The following is a 16447-nucleotide window of genomic DNA, read 5'->3' as shown; positions in this document are numbered from 1 at the left end:
CATGCTTGAAGCGGATTTCGTCATCATCGGCTCCGGCTCCGCCGGCTCGGCCATGGCCTATCGCCTGTCGGAAGACGGCAAGCATTCGGTCATCGTCATCGAATTCGGCGGCAGCGATATCGGGCCGCTGATCCAGATGCCGTCGGCGCTGTCGATCCCGCTCAACATGAGCCTCTATGACTGGGGCTTCGCCAGCGAACCTGAATCCCATCTCGGCGGCCGTGTGCTGGCGACGCCGCGCGGCAAGGTGATCGGCGGTTCGTCCTCTATCAACGGAATGGTCTATGTGCGCGGCCATGCCCGCGACTTCGATCATTGGGCCGAACAGGGGGCGGCCGGCTGGGGCTTTGCCGACGTGCTTCCCTATTTCAAGCGCATGGAAGATTCCGACGGAGGCGAGGACGGCTGGCGCGGACATGGTGGGCCGCTGCATGTGCAGCGCGGCTCGCGGCGCAATCCGCTCTATGGTGCCTTCGTCGAGGCGGGCCGTCAGGCCGGGTTCGAACTGACCGACGACTATAATGGTGCCAAGCAGGAAGGCTTCGGCGCGATGGAGCAGACCATTCTGGGCGGTCGGCGCTGGTCGGCGGCATCAGCCTATCTGAAGCCGGCGCTCAGGCGTAAAAACGTGAGTCTGGTCAAAGGTTTTGCCCGGCGGGTGATCATCGAGAATCAACGCGCCATCGGCGTCGAGATCGAGGCTCACAAGCAGATTCAGGTCGTTAAGGCGCGACGTGAGGTGATCGTCGCCGCCTCGTCGATCAACTCGCCCAAGATCCTGATGCTGTCCGGCATCGGCCCGGCCGAGCATCTACGCGAAAACGGCATTGCCGTCGTGGCCGACCGGCCCGGCGTCGGCCGCAACCTGCAGGATCATCTGGAGCTCTACATCCAGCAGGAATCGACCAAGCCGATCACGCTGAATTCGGTGCTCAACCCGTTCTCCAAGGCGATGATCGGGGCGCAGTGGCTGTTCTTCAAATCAGGCCTCGGCGCCACCAACCATTTCGAGGCGGCGGCATTCGTGCGCTCGCGCGCCGGCGTCGACTACCCCGATATCCAGTACCACTTCATCCCGGCGGCGGTTCGTTACGACGGCAAGGCGGCGGCGAAGTCGCATGGCTTCCAGGCCCATGTCGGACCAATGCGGTCGAAATCACGCGGCTCGGTGACGCTGCGCTCGCCGGATCCAAAATCGAAGCCGGTGATCCACTTCAACTACATGTCGCACCCGGACGACTGGGCGGAGTTCCGTCACTGCATCCGGCTGACGCGACAGATCTTCGGCCAGTCGGCGTTCGACGCCTATCGCGGTGAGGAAATCTCGCCGGGCAGCCATGTGCAGTCGGACGACGAACTCGATGTCTTCATCCGCGACCATGCCGAGAGCGCCTATCACCCGTGCGGCACCTGCAAGATGGGGCGAGCCGACGACGCAATGAGTGTCGTCGATCCGGAATGCCGGGTCATCGGTGTCGAGGGCTTGCGCGTCGCCGATTCCTCGATCTTCCCGCGTGTCACCAACGGCAACCTCAACGCGCCGTCGATCATGACCGGCGAGAAGGCCTCCGACCACATTCTCGGCCGCACGCCGCTGGCGCCCTCCAACCAGGAGCCATGGATCAATCCGCGCTGGCAGGTGTCGGACAGATAGAGCATGATCCCGGGACATTCCTCCGGCGCATGATCCCGAAATCGGATTCGATTTCTGGAAAGTTCATGCGCAGAAATAAGGTGCTGCAGCGTCCTTTGCGCGTCCAGGAGGACGCGCGGCGCTGCGGCGAAGACAATGTGGAGACTCCCATGCGCGCCCAGCCCACGGCATCGCACTATGTCAACGGACGCTATATCGACGACGAGCAGGGCGCGCCGTTGCCGGTCATCTATCCGGCAACGGGCGAGACCATCGCGATGCTGCGTTCGGCGACGCCGAACGTGCTGGAACTCGCGATCGAGGCCGCACGGGCCGCACAGCCGGCCTGGGCGCGGCTGAAGCCGGTCGAGCGCGGCCGCATCCTGCGCCGCGCCGCCGACATTTTGCGCGCCCGCAACGCAGATCTCGCCCGCATCGAAACGTTGGACACCGGGAAGGCGATCCAGGAGACGCTTGTGGCGGACGCGCCTTCGGCGGCGGACTGCCTTGAATATTTCGGCGGCGCGGTCGCCGCCTATAATGGTGAGGCCGTCGATCTTGGCGGTCCCTTTGCCTATACGCGGCGCGAGGCGCTCGGCGTCTGCGTCGGCATCGGCGCCTGGAACTACCCGATCCAGATCGCCGGCTGGAAATCGGCGCCGGCGCTGGCCATGGGCAACGCCATGGTGTTCAAGCCGTCGGAGAACACCCCTCTTTCGGCGTTGGCGCTGGCCGAGATCTACAGCGAGGCCGGCCTGCCCGATGGGCTGTTCAATGTGGTGCAGGGCTATGGCGACGTCGGCGCCGGGCTCGTCGGCCACGATATCGTCGCCAAGGTCTCGGTGACGGGCTCGGTGCCGACCGGCCGAAAGGTGTTGTCATCAGCCGGTTCGAAGATGAAGCACGCGACGATGGAGCTTGGGGGGAAGTCGCCGCTGATCGTCTTCGACGACGCCGACATCGAGAACGCCATCGGCGGCGCCATGCTCGGCAATTTCTATTCGACCGGCCAGATCTGCTCCAACGGCACGCGAGTCTTCGTGCAAAGCGGCATTCATGACCGCTTCGTCGAACGATTGGTCGAGCGGACGAAGAAGATTCGTATCGGCGATCCGCTCGACCCCGAGACCCAGATGGGTCCGCTGGTATCCAGGGCGCAGCATGAGAAGGTGGTCGGCTATATCGAGGCCGGCAAGCAGGACGGCGCAACACTCGCCTGCGGCGGCAACGTGCCTTCCTTGCAAGGCTTCCAGGGCGGCTTCTTTGTCGAGCCGACGGTATTTACGGGTGTCACCGACACGATGCGCATCGCGCGCGAGGAAATCTTCGGGCCTGTGATGAGCGTGCTGAAATTCGATGGCGAGGACGAGGTGATCGACCGTGCCAACGACACCGAATTCGGCCTCGCCGCGGGCGTGTTCACGCGCGACCTGCCGCGCGCCCATCGCGTCATCGCCGAGCTTCAGGCCGGCACCTGCTGGATCAATGCCTACAATCTGACGCCGGTGGAAATTCCTTTCGGCGGCTTCAAGCAGTCCGGCATCGGCCGCGAGAACTCGCTGGCGGCACTGGCGCTTTATTCGCAGCTGAAGGCTGTCTATGTCGAAATGGGAGATGTGGCGAGCCCGTATTGAGCGGTGCTACGCCGCCTTTGTCCTTCTCGCAAAAGCCGAGGCGACTTTGGGTGGCATGCCGCGCAGGTGATGAAGAACAGCAGGCCAGCCGATGTTAGCGGCGAAGCAAGACCTCTTAGCCCTTGTTTTCACCAAGGAAATAAGGTGGGCGCCACCTTTGCGGTCGAAGCTGGAGGTCCCACTCGAAGAATCGCGGCTTGCAGTTCGGCCTAGTTACCGCAGAGCCCCAAGGTGTGATCTTTCAGTTCACGTTGCCAGCGAGTGCGATCGGCGTAGCGTAAGCTTTTACTCAAAGCGGCGCTACTACAAGGCATATTCGACAGCAGCCCCGGACCGGGGGATCACGGCAGACATTGGCGAGATGCACCACAAACTAGGCCACGCGATAGATCTTGTACTCAAGGGCACCAGCACTCAACCGCCCCTCTGCTACGAAAAGGCTCTGATTGAGCCACGCGTATCGCGGATCGCCCGTTTCAAATCGCGGTGTGCTTCGCAGATAATGGTCGCCGTATTCGGTACTGCCGCCTGTCGCCAGTGCCCGAGTGACCGTCTCGTTAAGTTCGATCAAACCGGGGTAATACAAATAGATGAAAGCGCCGTCGTTGGTGACCAACTGAGTGCGCACGTCGAGACGGAAGAACCCGTCTGGGCCAATTAGAGCCCAATCTCCACCGCCAGGTAAAATCTTCCCATTTAGCTTCTTGCCCACAATGGTGCCGTCACTGATCTCGAAGTATCTTCGCATTCCGAACGGACCAGGACCAATGTCTATCGGAGCGTTAAGCGGGACAGAGAGCGTAAACTCAAATTCAAAGTTCATAGCCGCCTCCTGGGATAAAATCGGTCGCCGGAGCTGATGCTGTGCGGCGGCCGGCTCTCGGAGTTGTTCGCGCCGCATGCGTAGCCGTGTCGAGCCTCAATGGCCCTGACCGGGTTTTCAAAAGCCCTTCGACATGTTTGTCGATGGTGTTGAGAACGAAACCAAGCAACGGTTTTTCATTGCCCTTCAATTGCTCCGGGGTTTGGCCGCGTTGGCGCTCCCCCAAAGTGATCCTGGATTGATGCGGTCCGGGTACAGCGCGAGCATGCGGTCGTAGAGTTCGCGTGCCGTTGCAGTCTCGTCGTCAAGCCGAATGAAGTCTTGGATATAGCGGCGCGTTTGTTGAATGTGCCGCGGCGAGCTATCTGGATCGAGTGGACCGTGGCCGACGACGACAGCCTGCGGATTCAGCGATTCGACCTTGTCGATGGCTGCGAGCCAATCAGCAAGGCCTTGTCCGTCGGACTCGACTAGATAGGGATGCGTTTCGTTGTATATAGCGTCACCGGCGACCACAAGGCTGATCGATGGCACATAAAGGCAAGTCGTGTGATCAGTATCCGTGTGCCCTATGTCGACCGCGATGATCTCGTTCCCTTCGAGGGTGAAAGTGCCACCTTCGAGTGGCTCGGCGGCCACAAGGCTGGCGGGGACCTGTCCCGGGAATCGGGTCCGCCAGTTTTCGACTGAGTCGGCTGTGAGCGTCTTGTGCATAGTTTCCACCACTTGCGGCAACGCGATTGCCCGCGCCTCCGGAAACCGATCGCGTAGAAGTTTCAGACCGAAGAAATGATCTGGATGAGCATGAGTGATGTAAATGGCAGATAAGTGCCTGCCAATGGCGTTGATCGAGTCGGCCAACTCAGCCGTCTGGGCATCGGACAGAAACGTATCGACCAGCAAGGCCTCTCGCTCGCCAAAGATCAACGTGGTCGTATTAGCCACCCACTTGAGGTTATCCTTGCCGGGCGGGACACCTTGGGTTGCGCTCGCGCGCTTCTGAATGAACAGCTTCCATTGGAGAGGTTTCGACACTGGTTTGCCCTTTCAGTTTAGAGGCGGCACTATTCATGATTTGGCAGGGGCCAGATGCTGACTGAACCACGCTAGGGCGGCGGCGCAGGCATTTGGGAACTGCTCCAGGTAAGGATCAAAGTGCCCACCTTGAACGGTCACGAGCTTCTTGGGCTCCAGCGCGTGCTCATAGGCACGCAACTGAATGTCTGTCAGGGTAATGTTGTCAGCCAGAGCGACTATCATCAGTAATGGTGTCGGCGAGACGCAGGCGATCCAATGCCCGGGTTCGTACATTCTCGCGAGGCGGCCTGATCTGACGGTGACCTCGTTCTCCCAGGCGCCCGGCGGCAACGGCTGGAGATAGAATGCGATCGCGTCGCCGGCCCGATAGGATGCCGGAATCGACGGGTCTGCATTGACCACTTGCTGGCGCCGCGGCTGCTCGCCGCGAAGCTGTGCACGCTCGTCTTCGTCAAACAGGCGCTCCAACGCGGCAACCATATCTGGCGCTACACGGCGCAGCCCTTGTTCATAGCCGCTGATGGTTGGCACCTGGGAGACAATAGCCCGAACGCGCCGGTCGGTCGCTCCTAGCACCAGCACATGGCCACCGGCGTAGCTGGTGCCCCAAATCCCGATCCTCGCCGCATCGACTTCCGGCAAGGATTCCAGAAAAGAGATCGCGCGCCGCCAGTCGGCAATCTGGCGCCAGGGATCGATGTCGTGACGAATGGCACCATCGCTCGCCCCGAAATTACGGTGGTCATGGACAAGTACGACGAAGCCTGCCTCTGCGAAGGCCTGGGCGAACCGCGCAAGCCCATGCTCCTTGATCCCCGCATAGCCGTGAGCCATGGAGATCGCGGGCAATGGCCCCGCTCCCTTTGGCGGCAAGAAGAGCCAGCCACGTAGGAAGTCCGCGCCTTCTACCGGAAATCTAATGTCACGCTGCTCAACCATGATGTTCCTTTGTCCAGGCGGTGTGGACGAATTTCACGAGGATCGGGTTATCCTGTTTCGTCTTCATGTCTGACGTCGCTCAGGCGAGTAATTTGCGTGTCCGGCCGATTCTTGCGCTGGGAAATGATAGCCAACGCCTACGAATGCTCCGGTTCGCGCTGCTTGAACTCAGGGGCGTGGAGCGTCACGAAGTCACGCATATTCGTCGGTGCTTCGCCGGTGAGTTTGCGCAGAGTGTCCGTCATGCGGTCATAACGCCCCTGCTTGGTCAACTCGGCCATGGCGGAGAGATGGCGGACTACGTGCTCTGGATACTTCGCCTGCCGAAGGCCCTCGCTCCACGCCGGGAGTGGGACGTCCCGATATGCGATCGGCCTGCCGAGCGCTTCGGAGAACACGCGCGCATAGTGGTCCAGATCGGCCGATTCCGACCCTGTCAGATCATAGATCTGTCCGATATGCGGTGCGGGTTCGTCGAGGATCGCCGCGACCGCACGCGCTACGTCGACTGCTGAAATCGGTGAGGTCTTGCCGCTCCCCAGGGGCAGCGCCAACGCGTCGGAGGCTTTCACGCCGGGGGCAACGAGTTGAAGAAAGAAGCCCTCGAGGAAGACCGTCGGCCGTACGGTGACGACCGGCAGCCCAGACCAGGACAGGGCCTGCTCCGACAGCCAGTGCAGCTTGTGCTGCGGGCTGTCAGTGGTCTCGTTGATGCCCATCTGCGAGACCGTCATTTGTGACATGTTCACAAAGGCCTCGACGCCGTGGTGGCGCGCCACTGCGGCGGTGTTGACCGTGGCTTCCAGGTACGCCGCCGAGGTAGACATTCCAAAATAGATGCGCTGGCAACCTTCGATGGCGCGGTGCATCGAGGCAAGGTCCGTCAGATCGCCTTGTACGACCTCGGCGCCAAGCCGCCGAAGCGCTTCGGCGCGCTTGTCCTCACGCCGAACCAAGGCGCGCACCTTGTGCCTTCTCGCGAGCAGGAGTTCGGTGAGGTTGCGGCCGATGCCGCCAACAGCGCCGGCTGCTCCGGTCACGAGGATCGGAGTGTCATGTGTATGTTTCGTCATCTGGCTTACCTCAGGTTCAAAGAAAAATCGGCTCATTGTTCGACCGCAACAGCGGTCGTGCTGGTCTTGTGGCGACGATCCTCATTGACTGGTGAATTTGAATGCCGCCTTCGACTTCCCGCACGTCATAAACATTTAGCGGCCTGGTCGCCGGGCCGTGGATGACGGCTCCAGTCGTGATGTCAAACCGGGACCCGTGGCACTGGCACATGATCGCCAGCCCCGGCCAAGTGACCCACCCGAGAGCGGGCATGCATTCGTGGGCGCATGTGCAAAGGTCGTCGAACGTGGAGGCGGTCATCGACACGCGCGATTGAGATTCGTCGCTTTCGGTCGTCCAGGTAATAGGGGGCGAAGAAAATGTTCGGGATCGTAGCGCCCGATCCCACTGCACCGAGCTGACTGATACCCGAGTGTGGCTGAATCCTGATTACCACCCGACACGCGTCGCGGGTGCTCGGCTCAAGAGAACCCGGCTCACGACAAGAACCCATGCGAAAAGGAGGATGGGAGAAACGTACCGCGAATATGCGCCGTCGGGAGCCCAGATTCCGTCGCTCAACCAGGTGGTGCCGCCCAGTAACCCGAGCACGACAGCTGCTACACCGGTTGCAAAGAGCGCATTGGAAATCAGCCTGGCCCGCCAAAGGCCGAACGCACCAGACATGATCAACATCGCGCGTGGGAATGAAGTCAGCACGCCGAGAGCCCAAGAGAATCCGTTCAGTCCGGATACGAGTGCTCGATCTGGCGAACCGGCGATCGAGTAAGCGAGTGATGCACCCACCGTTACCTGGAGCAGCAACAGTGCTCCGAGCGTTTGCGCTGGCGGCGGTTGCTGCTGCGCCCCAGCCATCTTGTCCCGCATCCGCCAAGGTATTCCTCAACGCTGCCGCGAACCATAGAAGATTGAGTACGGCCAAGCCCGAGAAGATCGCAGCGATCAGGATCCATGTGCGATCCCCATCGTAGAATGAGACGAGTGTATCGGTCGACGCGGCGACCTGCGGCTGGTGCCCATAGATCGCATAAGCGATGATGAAGAGGCCGACGGACTGAATGCCGCTCGTGCGCCACATGCGCTCCCAGAACGCGGAGGTAACGTAGACGCTGGCGGACGAAGTCATCGGTGTTGCGGACGTGCTCATAAGTATCCTCCTAGCGTTTGGTTCATTCTGCTGATGAATTGGCTTATCCGGCGCCCTGCGGCGGCATCGGTTGAGTTGATTTGGATTCCGCAATCTCGCCAATAGTTCGATCGAAGTTCATAGCTAGCCCACTGCCCCGCAAAGCCTGATCCTGTCGGGCTGTGGCCGGCCGCGATGCGCTCCGGAAGTGAGGCGGTCGCTCAGGTCGAGAGCGGCTTTCCGGCCTTGATTGACCTGAACACCCTTCCGCGTTCACTACATGCTTGGCCACAAACATCAGCCGGTCGCTTCATCAAATCTATTGCACGATGGTGTTGGCGATACCTTAGTGTTGCAGGAGAGCAGCTCGGAAGGAGGCCGTCAGATTTTGGCTCCTATGCCGGTGATGCTGAGAGCCGTCCGCACGTTTGAGATCAGCGAGCTTGCCGGTGTAGCTCCCATCGAAGACGATTTTCTAAGTCGATCGAGATCGATGATGTGTCGTAGCAACGCCCACGGCACCTCCGCTCCAACTCTACCCCGCGCCTATAGGCAAGGGGCGCAGAGCCGCCCACCGCATCATAAGCGGATTGGCGGGCTACAGTTTCACCCGGGGCGGAAGCGGAGCGATGGGGCGGCGCGGGGCCCGTCGACGACTAAAGTATGTGCCAATTGCCTTTGAGGCTTCTCCGATACTCAGCGCTTCGCCAGGATTGGATTTCTTGGACGATCACCTCATAGTCATGGTTGGCATGCGCCTATACATCATCATTTAGCGAAATCGGAATAAACGTTCTCGCAGCCGTAGCGGCGCTGAAGAAGCAGGCACCGTCTGCCGTTGATGTGGCTTAATGGAGGTTCCGAAGAAGCCCACCTATAGGCTAGCAAGCCACTTCAACAATTGTGCGCTTGCCAGGCTGCATCAAGCGGCCTAGATGCCTTTCCGTTTTTTCTGTGAGGGTATCTATGGGGTAGGCAGTCTCGGGATGCCTAAGTGCTTGTTCTTTCTGGTCGGAGTGGCAGGATTTGAACCTGCGACCCCCTCGTCCCGAACGAGGTGCGCTACCAGACTGCGCTACACTCCGTGACCAGACCGCGGGCTTATAGCCGCCACACTTCATTCCTGCAAGCGGCAATGGCAGCGCTTCTGTCGCATTTCGCCAGCTTTCGTCGCCCTCGGGTGCGGAGCTGTGCCTGGACGGTCAGCCGAGGACTATGCCAATCACCATGGCGGTGATGGCCATTGCGAAGACCGGTGCGAGCAACCAACGCGCCAACACTTTTCTGGTCAGCTTCCTCCGACGATTCTGCAGCGGACAACGAGGGCAACCGGTGGCTGTTCCGGGCGGTGCGCCTGACGGGGCCATAGGGTTTTGCGGTCAGACTTAGGTCCTGCTACCAACCGACCGAAGCCCAGCCCCGGGAACATTTGCACTCCGTCCCAGTTCGTTGGTGGGCGCGGACACGATCACACGATCAGAAGAGCGGAATTGGATGAACATGTCGAACCGTGAGACTGCAAGATCCCATGCCTTGGGAATGCGCGTGGCCGGGCTCAGAAACAGGATGCGGGAGGCCCGGATTACCGAAGGTGAAATGAGGACCTTCCAGAAGGTCGCAGCCGTGATCGAGGACGGCCACGGCCGGATCGATGGCGACGATCTGATCGCGGCTTCTTTCGTTACCGACACGCTGGCCGACAAGGGAACGCCCTGAGACCATGCGGACAATCAGCAGGCTTTTTGATTCCCATGCCGAAGCGGCACGGGTCGCCGGCGATCTGGTGGCGGCGGGCATTCCTTGCGTACGCATTGCCATTATCGGCCCCTACCACGACGAGATCGGGATCCTAAGGACGCCGGCCGTCATCCTTGGCGCTGTCGCCGGGGTGCTGGCTTGCCTGAGTGCTGTCGCCGTCTACGGCGTCAGTTCGCTTCCGGCCGGATTATCTGCAACTGCAATGATTGGCGCGCTCTGCGGCGGTGGCGCTGGCGCGCTGCTTGGAGCATTCGTCCCGACTGCCAAAAAACCGGATGATCGGAGCGCAGCCGAGGGGATTGTTTTGGTGACGGCGCATGTCGATGAAACCGAGACCGACATCGCCCAGGCCGTGCTCGGCGGTTGCGCGCCCTTGGACAGCTTCGTCGCCGAGGCGGCATAAAAATCTCAAAAGATTGATGCACTGGCCAGCCGCCGTGGGCGGGTCGACGGTTCACGCATCACGGACCGGAGCAGGCGGCGACCATGCCCGGCGGGGCGCAAGGCTTTGACGAAATGGGCATCGGCCCTAGGTAGTTCGATGGATATGAGGGGCCGGTAAGACGGCGAGCCGGATGCGGACATGAACTTGGCTTCAACGGCAGCATCGGCACCGACTGTTTTGGTTGCGGTGCTTCTTGCTACTGGCTGCTCGTCGATCGGCGGGACCGGCAACCCAGCGAAATACGACAGCATGAGCTGCACCGAACTCAACAGCGCGCTGGGAAGCACCGCCAGCGCGATCTCGCAAACCGCGATCACGCGCGGCAAGGTCGCCAACAGCAGTGTCCCACGCTGGCTTTTGGGTGGCTCGCGCGTGAAGACGGCGATCGCTAACCGCGAGACGGCCAGGATCGAACGGCTGAAGCAGCAACATGATGCCATTGTCGCTGCGCGGGCGCGCAGGTGCCATAGGTCAGCTGGCTGAGCGCACAGCCGTGATGATTGCCTTTACCTGGCGCGAAGTCTCACGCACTCAACCGGAACCGTGTGACATCAATCGCGGCGTTCATCAGCGTCTGCGTGTAGGGCGCTTGCGGATTGCCGAAGATCGCCTCGGTCGGCCCTTCTTCGACGATCTTGCCTTGCTTCATGACGATGATGTAGTCGGCCATGGCGCGCACCACGGCGAGATCGTGGCTGATGAACAGGTAGGACAGTTCATGGTCCGCCTGCAGCTTGCGCAATAGTTCGACGATCTGTTTCTGCACCGAGCGATCGAGCGCCGAGGTCGGTTCATCCAGTACGACCATTTTGGGCTTCAGGATCATGGCGCGGGCAATGGCGATGCGTTGCCGCTGCCCGCCAGAGAATTCATGCGGGTAGCGGTTGCGGGCGTTCGGATCGAGGCCGACCTCGCGCAAGGCCTCGACCGCGCGCTGGTCGCGCTGTTTGCCCGAAAGGTTCGGCTCATGCACCAGCAGGCCTTCGGTAATGACCTGGCCGACTGTCATGCGCGGCGATAGCGAGCCGAATGGATCCTGGAAAACGAGTTGCATCTGACGCCGCAGCGGCCGCATCGCCTGCCGGTCGGCGGTGGAAATGTCGCGATCGCCAAAACGGATCAAACCATCGCTCGGCAGCAGCCGCAGCAAGGCGCGGCCGAGCGTCGACTTGCCCGAGCCGGATTCTCCGACGATGCCGATGGTCTGGTTGCGCTGCAGCCGGATCGAAATGTGATCGACCGCACGCAGCATCAGCGGTTCACCAGCCAGAAACCCGCCGCCGATCTTGAATGTGACTTCGACATTCCTGCCTTCAAGGACCACCGGCGCATTGGCGGGCGGAGGCGCCTTGGTGCCTGTCGGTTCGGCCGCCAGCAGCATCTTGGTATAGGCATGCTGCGGGTTGACGAAGATCGCCTCCGCCTCGCCTTCCTCGACAACCTCGCCCTGGCGCATGACATAGACCCGGTCGGCGAAGCGCCGGACGATGCCAAGGTCATGGGTGATGAAGACGATCGCCATGCCAAGCTTGCGCTGCAACTCGGCCAGAAGCATCAGTATCTGTGCCTGGATGGTCACGTCGAGGGCCGTCGTCGGCTCGTCGGCGATCAATATGTCGGGGTCGTTGGCGAGCGCCATGGCGATCATCACGCGCTGGCGCTGACCACCGGACATTTCGTGCGGATAGGATTTCATCCGCCGCTCGGGATCCGGAATATGCACCAGCCGCAGCAGCTTCAGCGCCTCCTCATGCGCCTCGGCGGCATTCAGGCCCCGATGCCGCCGGATCGGCTCGATCAACTGGTTGCCGATCGAATAGAGCGGATCGAGCGAGGTCATCGGCTCCTGGAAGATCATGCTGATCTTGCGGCCCCTGACCTTATTCAGCTCGGATTTGCTCAGTGTCAGCAGGTTGCGGCCGCGATAGTCGACACTGCCTGACGCCTCGCCATTGGAGGCCAGCAAGCTCATCGCCGCCATCATGGTCTGGCTTTTCCCGGAGCCGGATTCGCCGACCACGGCAACGGTCTCACCCGCGTTGACATGAATGTTGATGCCCTTCACCGCCTCGACGGCGCCATCCAGCGTGCGAAAGCGGACGCGCAGGTCCTTGACGCTGAGGATCGTTTCAGGAGCGGTCATCTCAGCGATCCCCATCTTATCGATCCCTTGGGTCGAGCGCATCGCGCAGGCCGTCGCCGACGAAATTCAGGGCGAACAGCGTCGAGACGAGGAAGAAGGCGGGGAACAGGAGCAGCCAGTTGGCGGTGCCGATGTTCTTGGCACCGACCGAGATCAGCACGCCCCAGCTGGTCATCGGCTCCTGGATGCCAAGGCCGAGGAATGACAGGAAGCTTTCCAGGATAATGACCTGTGGCACCAGCAGCGTCATGTAGATCACCACCGGACCAAGCAGATTGGGGATGACATGGCGTAGCAGGATGCCGCGGTGGCCGACGCCCATCGCCTCCGCCGCCTGGACATATTCCTGACGTCGGATCGACAATGCCTGGCCACGCACGATGCGTGCCATGTCGAGCCACAGCACCGCACCGACCGCCAGGAACATCAGCACGAAATTGCGGCCGAAGAACACCACCAGCATGATGACGAAGAAAATGAACGGCAAGGAATAGAGCACGTCGACGATGCGCATCATGACCTCGTCGACCTTGCCCCCTGCAAAGCCGGCCGTGGCGCCGTAGACCACCCCGATCACCACCGCCACGACACCAGCAAGCAGGCCGATGGCCAGCGATATGCGGCCGGCCATCAGTGTGCGCGAGAGAAGATCGCGGCCGGTATTGTCGGTGCCGAACAGAAAATATTGCTGCTTCACCGACGTGCTCATCACCACTTCGAGGCCGTCGGGCGACTTGCTCTCGACTTTGGTGTCGTCGAAGGCATCGGAGCGGTCGAGGTAGCGGATGTTGCGATCATCGATCGGTTTGGTGGAGGTGACGGTGACCGTGACGCGCTCCCCATCCTGCTTCCATTCCTTGATGTCGACCCGCATGCGCTTGATCGCGTCGTTGAGGGCCGTCTCGATCATATCGGCCTTCGGGTAGGCCGTAAGACTCGGCGGCGTGCGCACATAGTCGGCATAGATGGTCGTATACTGGTGCGGCACAAACCAAGGGCCGAACACGCTGATGGCGGCGATAAAAACGAGGTAGTAGAGGCTGAACATGGCGGCGCGATTGGCCTTCAGGCGCGCCCAGGCATCGCCCCAGAGCGAGCGGCCGACCACGACGGGAGCTGTGGCTGCGATGTCAGTCATAGCGCACCCTTGGGTCGACGACCGCGTACATGACATCGACGATCAGGTTGAAGACGATGGTGAAGATGGCGATCACCACCACCGTCCCCATCACCAGCGTGTAGTCGCGGTTGAGCGCGGCATCGACGAAATAACGGCCGACGCCGGGAATGGAGAAGATGGTCTCGACAATGACCGAGCCGGTCAGCAGCGCTGCCGCCGCCGGACCGGTGAAGGAGACGATCGGCAGGATGGCACCGCGCAGCGCGTGCTTGACCACCACCGACAAGTCGGAAAGGCCGAGCGCGCGGGCGGTTCGGATATGGTGGGACCGCAGCGATTCAATCATCGAACCCCGCATGAGGCGGGCAACGATGGCAATCTGCGGCAAGGCAAGCGTCAGCACCGGGCCGACCTTGTTGATGAAGGCGCCATCGCCCCAACCGCCGATCGGCAACAGCTTCCAGGTCAGCCCGAACAGGAGCTGGATCACCGGCGCGATGACGAAGGTCGGAATGGTGCTGCCGGCTGTCGCCAACGCAATCACCGCATAGTCGCCAAGCTTGTTCTGGTTGAGCGCGGCAATGGTGCCGAGCAGGCTGCCGAGCAGCAGCGCCAGGATCAGCGCCGAGGCACCGAGCTGGACGGAAATGGGCAGGCCCTTGGCAAACAATTCGGTGACGGTGAAGTCCGGCATGTTGTAGCTCGGGCCGAAATTACCGCGCAGCAGATTGCCGAGATAATGCGCATATTGCAGCCAGAGCGGGTCGTTGAGACCATACTGGGCTTCAAGGTTAGCCCTGATCTCGGGGCTCAGTCCCCGCTCCTGGTTGAATGGCCCGCCCGGCGCAACCCGCATCAGAAAGAACGCCATCGTCACGATAACGAACAGCGTCGGAATGGCGGTCAAGAGCCGCCGGAATACATATCGCAGCATCGGTGCCCCGCTTGATCCGGAACACATCCGTCCAACGGGACGATTGTACTCCGGCTTTCAAATCTACGCACCGAACTTTCCGAAAAGCGATTCCGGTTCCCGGGCCGATGCGATGGCAAACCAGCACCGCCGCGCCACTCAAGGGCGCGGCGGGTTTGGCCTGGGAGGTCAGTCCTTGCTGATGAAGCGGGACGGGTGAACGTCCATCACATTGTCGACAAAGCCGTGCAGCTTCGTGGAAACGATGTCGTGGTAGCTATAGTAGAGCAGCGGAATCTGGCCGACGTCGTCGACCAGGATGCGCTCGGCTTCAGCGAGATCCTTCATGCGCTCTTCAGGCTTGCCGCCGGCAGCGGCTGCCTTGTCCATGGCAGCCTCGTATTGCGGGCTGTTGTAGCTCGAATAGTTGTTGCCGCTCGCCTTGCGCGAAATGCCGAGGAAGGTTTCCGGATCCTTGTAGTCGGCGATCCAGGCGGCGCGCGCCACGTCATAGTCGCCCTTCTGCTCCAGGAAGGAATAGTGGGTCTTGGTGTCGGTGTTGAGCAAGGTGACGTCGACGCCGAGGGGCTTCAACTGCTCCTGAATGGCAACGGCAGTGTTCTTGTGGTTCTCCGAGGTGTTGTAGCGGATCTCCATCTTCAGCGGATGTTCGGGCGTATAGCCGAGCTTCTCGAGGATTTTCTTGGCCGCGTCCTCACGATCGATCTGCGGCATGTCGGCATATTTGGCCATTGCCGGCGTGTAGCCCTCAATGCCGGGAGGCACCATCGAATAGCCGGGCAGCATCGAATTCTGCCAGACCTTTTCGGCGATGAAGTCACGGTCGATCGCCATCGAGATGGCGTTGCGCAGCTCGGGGTTGTTCCACGGCGCCTTGTCGGTCTTGATCGCATAATAGTAGGTGCCGAGATACGGCCCGACATGGATCTGGTCGCCGAACTTGGTTTTCAGGTCGGCGAGCTGTTCGGTCGGCAGATCGTCGTAGCTGTCGAGTTCGCCAGCCTCGAAGCGCTTCATCGCCGAAGAACGGTCTTCGGTCGGAATGTAGTTGACGACGTCGATCTTGACGCTGCCCGCATCCCAGAATTTCGGATTCTTGACCAGCTTCATGTGGTCGTTAGGGACCCATTCCGCCAGCGTGTAGGCGCCGTTCGACACCAGCTTGCCCGGCTTGATCCAGTCGGCGCCGAGCTTTTCGATGGAGGCCTTGCTGACCGGATAGGTCGCCTGGTGGGTCAGCATCTCCAGGAAGTAGGGCGTCGGCGCCTTCAGCGTCACTTCCAGCGTATTTGCGTCAATCGCCTTGGCGCCCATATCCTCAGGCTTGCCCTTCTTGGTGTTGACCTCCTCGGCATTCTTGATGGGATAGAGCATGGAAGCATATTCGGCGCCGGTGGCCGGATCCTCCAGCCTGCGGAAGGCATAGACGAAGTCCTCGGCCGTCACCGGGCTGCCATCCGACCACATGCCGTCCTTGCGCAGCTTGAAGGTGTAGACGGTGCCGTCATCCGATACCGTCCAGCTCTCGGCGGCGCCTGGGATGACATTGGCCTTCTCATCCTGCATGACGAGGCCCTGGAACAGGTCGCGCAAGACATTGGCTTCGTAGACCGTCGAGGTCTTGTGCGGGTCGACGGATTCGGATTCGGCAGCGGTGCCTCGGTTGTAGACAATTTCGGCGAATGCCGGCGTGTAGAACGTGCCGGCGGTCACTGCCATGGTCGTGGCGAAAACTGTCGCCTTCAGCATGTTTTTCAGCATGAAGTTCTCCCTATCGGCG

General features: G+C 61.1%; 15 protein-coding genes and 1 tRNA gene. 5 read left to right on the top strand and 11 right to left on the bottom strand.

Annotated features, from left to right (window positions below; genetic code table 11):
* The first annotated feature begins 1 nt into the window (after position 1).
* Positions 2 to 1654, top strand: coding sequence for a choline dehydrogenase (gene betA, locus FJW03_RS04150; RefSeq protein ID WP_140610010.1), 1653 nt, complete (start codon positions 2 to 4; stop codon positions 1652 to 1654).
* A gap of 149 nt (positions 1655 to 1803) precedes the next feature.
* Positions 1804 to 3267 (top strand): betaine-aldehyde dehydrogenase, encoded by a 1464-nt coding sequence (gene betB / locus FJW03_RS04145; RefSeq protein WP_140610085.1) that lies wholly within the window; start codon positions 1804 to 1806, stop codon positions 3265 to 3267.
* Positions 3268 to 3640: 373 nt separating this feature from the next.
* On the opposite strand, the gene FJW03_RS04140 is transcribed toward betB, so the two are convergent.
* The 5 genes from FJW03_RS04140 to FJW03_RS30315 all read right to left on the bottom strand — a co-directional run bounded on the left by FJW03_RS04140 (position 3641) and on the right by FJW03_RS30315 (position 7441).
* Positions 3641 to 4090 carry a DUF3237 domain-containing protein gene (locus FJW03_RS04140; protein WP_140610011.1) on the bottom strand — a complete coding sequence of 150 codons (450 nt, stop codon included), beginning with the start codon at positions 4088 to 4090 and terminating at the stop codon, positions 3641 to 3643.
* A gap of 186 nt (positions 4091 to 4276) precedes the next feature.
* Positions 4277 to 5125, bottom strand: coding sequence for an MBL fold metallo-hydrolase (locus tag FJW03_RS04135; protein WP_140761288.1), 849 nt, complete (start codon positions 5123 to 5125; stop codon positions 4277 to 4279).
* A 33-nt stretch (positions 5126 to 5158) separates the two neighbouring features.
* Positions 5159 to 6067 (bottom strand): alpha/beta hydrolase, encoded by a 909-nt coding sequence (locus FJW03_RS04130; protein ID WP_140761291.1) that lies wholly within the window; start codon positions 6065 to 6067, stop codon positions 5159 to 5161.
* A gap of 137 nt (positions 6068 to 6204) precedes the next feature.
* A complete protein-coding gene (locus FJW03_RS04125) occupies positions 6205 to 7176 on the bottom strand; it encodes an SDR family NAD(P)-dependent oxidoreductase (RefSeq protein ID WP_226890579.1) in 972 nt (323 codons plus the stop codon).
* Entirely contained in the window at positions 7157 to 7441 is a 285-nt protein-coding gene (locus FJW03_RS30315; protein ID WP_140761294.1) for a Rieske (2Fe-2S) protein, read from the bottom strand. Before FJW03_RS30315 ends, FJW03_RS04125 begins: the two co-directional genes overlap by 20 nt.
* A gap of 205 nt (positions 7442 to 7646) precedes the next feature.
* Here FJW03_RS30315 and FJW03_RS04115 point away from each other — a divergent pair, with 205 nt between their 5' ends.
* Positions 7647 to 7910: a hypothetical protein gene (locus FJW03_RS04115; protein ID WP_140761296.1), complete on the top strand. Its 264-nt coding sequence runs from the start codon at positions 7647 to 7649 to the stop codon at positions 7908 to 7910.
* A 1365-nt stretch (positions 7911 to 9275) separates the two neighbouring features.
* Here the strand turns inward: FJW03_RS04115 and FJW03_RS04110 are convergent.
* A tRNA-Pro gene (locus tag FJW03_RS04110) sits at positions 9276 to 9352 on the bottom strand.
* A 415-nt stretch (positions 9353 to 9767) separates the two neighbouring features.
* On the opposite strand from FJW03_RS04110, the gene FJW03_RS04105 reads away from it, so the two are divergent.
* Entirely contained in the window at positions 9768 to 9983 is a 216-nt protein-coding gene (locus FJW03_RS04105) for a hypothetical protein (protein ID WP_140693668.1), read from the top strand.
* 4 nt (positions 9984 to 9987) lie between these two features.
* Positions 9988 to 10428, top strand: a complete 441-nt coding sequence (locus FJW03_RS04100; RefSeq protein WP_140693507.1) for a hypothetical protein — start codon at positions 9988 to 9990, stop codon at positions 10426 to 10428.
* A gap of 5 nt (positions 10429 to 10433) precedes the next feature.
* Here the strand turns inward: FJW03_RS04100 and FJW03_RS30310 are convergent, their stop codons facing one another.
* The 5 genes from FJW03_RS30310 to FJW03_RS04075 all read right to left on the bottom strand — a co-directional run bounded on the left by FJW03_RS30310 (position 10434) and on the right by FJW03_RS04075 (position 16428).
* Positions 10434 to 10805: a hypothetical protein gene (locus FJW03_RS30310; RefSeq protein ID WP_181169056.1), complete on the bottom strand. Its 372-nt coding sequence runs from the start codon at positions 10803 to 10805 to the stop codon at positions 10434 to 10436.
* Positions 10806 to 10993: 188 nt separating this feature from the next.
* Positions 10994 to 12613, bottom strand: coding sequence for an ABC transporter ATP-binding protein (locus FJW03_RS04090; protein ID WP_140693504.1), 1620 nt, complete (start codon positions 12611 to 12613; stop codon positions 10994 to 10996).
* Positions 12614 to 12629: 16 nt separating this feature from the next.
* Positions 12630 to 13751: an ABC transporter permease gene (locus FJW03_RS04085; RefSeq protein WP_140761298.1), complete on the bottom strand. Its 1122-nt coding sequence runs from the start codon at positions 13749 to 13751 to the stop codon at positions 12630 to 12632.
* Complete coding sequence (locus tag FJW03_RS04080) at positions 13744 to 14667, bottom strand: ABC transporter permease subunit (RefSeq protein ID WP_140761301.1); 924 nt, start codon at positions 14665 to 14667, stop codon at positions 13744 to 13746. Before FJW03_RS04080 ends, FJW03_RS04085 begins: the two co-directional genes overlap by 8 nt.
* 168 nt (positions 14668 to 14835) lie before the next feature.
* Entirely contained in the window at positions 14836 to 16428 is a 1593-nt protein-coding gene (locus FJW03_RS04075) for a peptide ABC transporter substrate-binding protein (protein WP_140610020.1), read from the bottom strand.
* Positions 16429 to 16447: the final 19 nt, after the last annotated feature.

This window comes from Mesorhizobium sp. B4-1-4 (assembly GCF_006439395.2).
In the GTDB taxonomy this organism is placed as follows: Bacteria; Pseudomonadota; Alphaproteobacteria; order Rhizobiales; family Rhizobiaceae; genus Mesorhizobium.
Note: the sequence above shows the minus strand (reverse complement) of the source record. Positions and strands in the feature narration are given on the sequence as shown.

Excerpts from the sequence above, each read along its gene's own strand:
- betA (WP_140610010.1), top strand. The coding sequence starts at position 2 with ATGCTTGAAGCGGATTTCGTCATCATCGGCTCCGGCTCCGCCGGCTCG.
- betB (WP_140610085.1), top strand. The coding sequence starts at position 1,804 with ATGCGCGCCCAGCCCACGGCATCGCACTATGTCAACGGACGCTATATC.
- FJW03_RS04140 (WP_140610011.1), bottom strand. The coding sequence starts at position 4,090 with ATGAACTTTGAATTTGAGTTTACGCTCTCTGTCCCGCTTAACGCTCCG.
- FJW03_RS04130 (WP_140761291.1), bottom strand. The coding sequence starts at position 6,067 with ATGGTTGAGCAGCGTGACATTAGATTTCCGGTAGAAGGCGCGGACTTC.
- FJW03_RS04125 (WP_226890579.1), bottom strand. The coding sequence starts at position 7,176 with ATGAGCCGATTTTTCTTTGAACCTGAGGTAAGCCAGATGACGAAACAT.
- FJW03_RS30315 (WP_140761294.1), bottom strand. The coding sequence starts at position 7,441 with ATGACCGCCTCCACGTTCGACGACCTTTGCACATGCGCCCACGAATGC.
- FJW03_RS04115 (WP_140761296.1), top strand. The coding sequence starts at position 7,647 with ATGGGAGAAACGTACCGCGAATATGCGCCGTCGGGAGCCCAGATTCCG.
- FJW03_RS04105 (WP_140693668.1), top strand. The coding sequence starts at position 9,768 with ATGTCGAACCGTGAGACTGCAAGATCCCATGCCTTGGGAATGCGCGTG.
- FJW03_RS04100 (WP_140693507.1), top strand. The coding sequence starts at position 9,988 with ATGCGGACAATCAGCAGGCTTTTTGATTCCCATGCCGAAGCGGCACGG.
- FJW03_RS04090 (WP_140693504.1), bottom strand. The coding sequence starts at position 12,613 with ATGACCGCTCCTGAAACGATCCTCAGCGTCAAGGACCTGCGCGTCCGC.
- FJW03_RS04085 (WP_140761298.1), bottom strand. The coding sequence starts at position 13,751 with ATGACTGACATCGCAGCCACAGCTCCCGTCGTGGTCGGCCGCTCGCTC.
- FJW03_RS04080 (WP_140761301.1), bottom strand. The coding sequence starts at position 14,667 with ATGCTGCGATATGTATTCCGGCGGCTCTTGACCGCCATTCCGACGCTG.
- FJW03_RS04075 (WP_140610020.1), bottom strand. The coding sequence starts at position 16,428 with ATGCTGAAAAACATGCTGAAGGCGACAGTTTTCGCCACGACCATGGCA.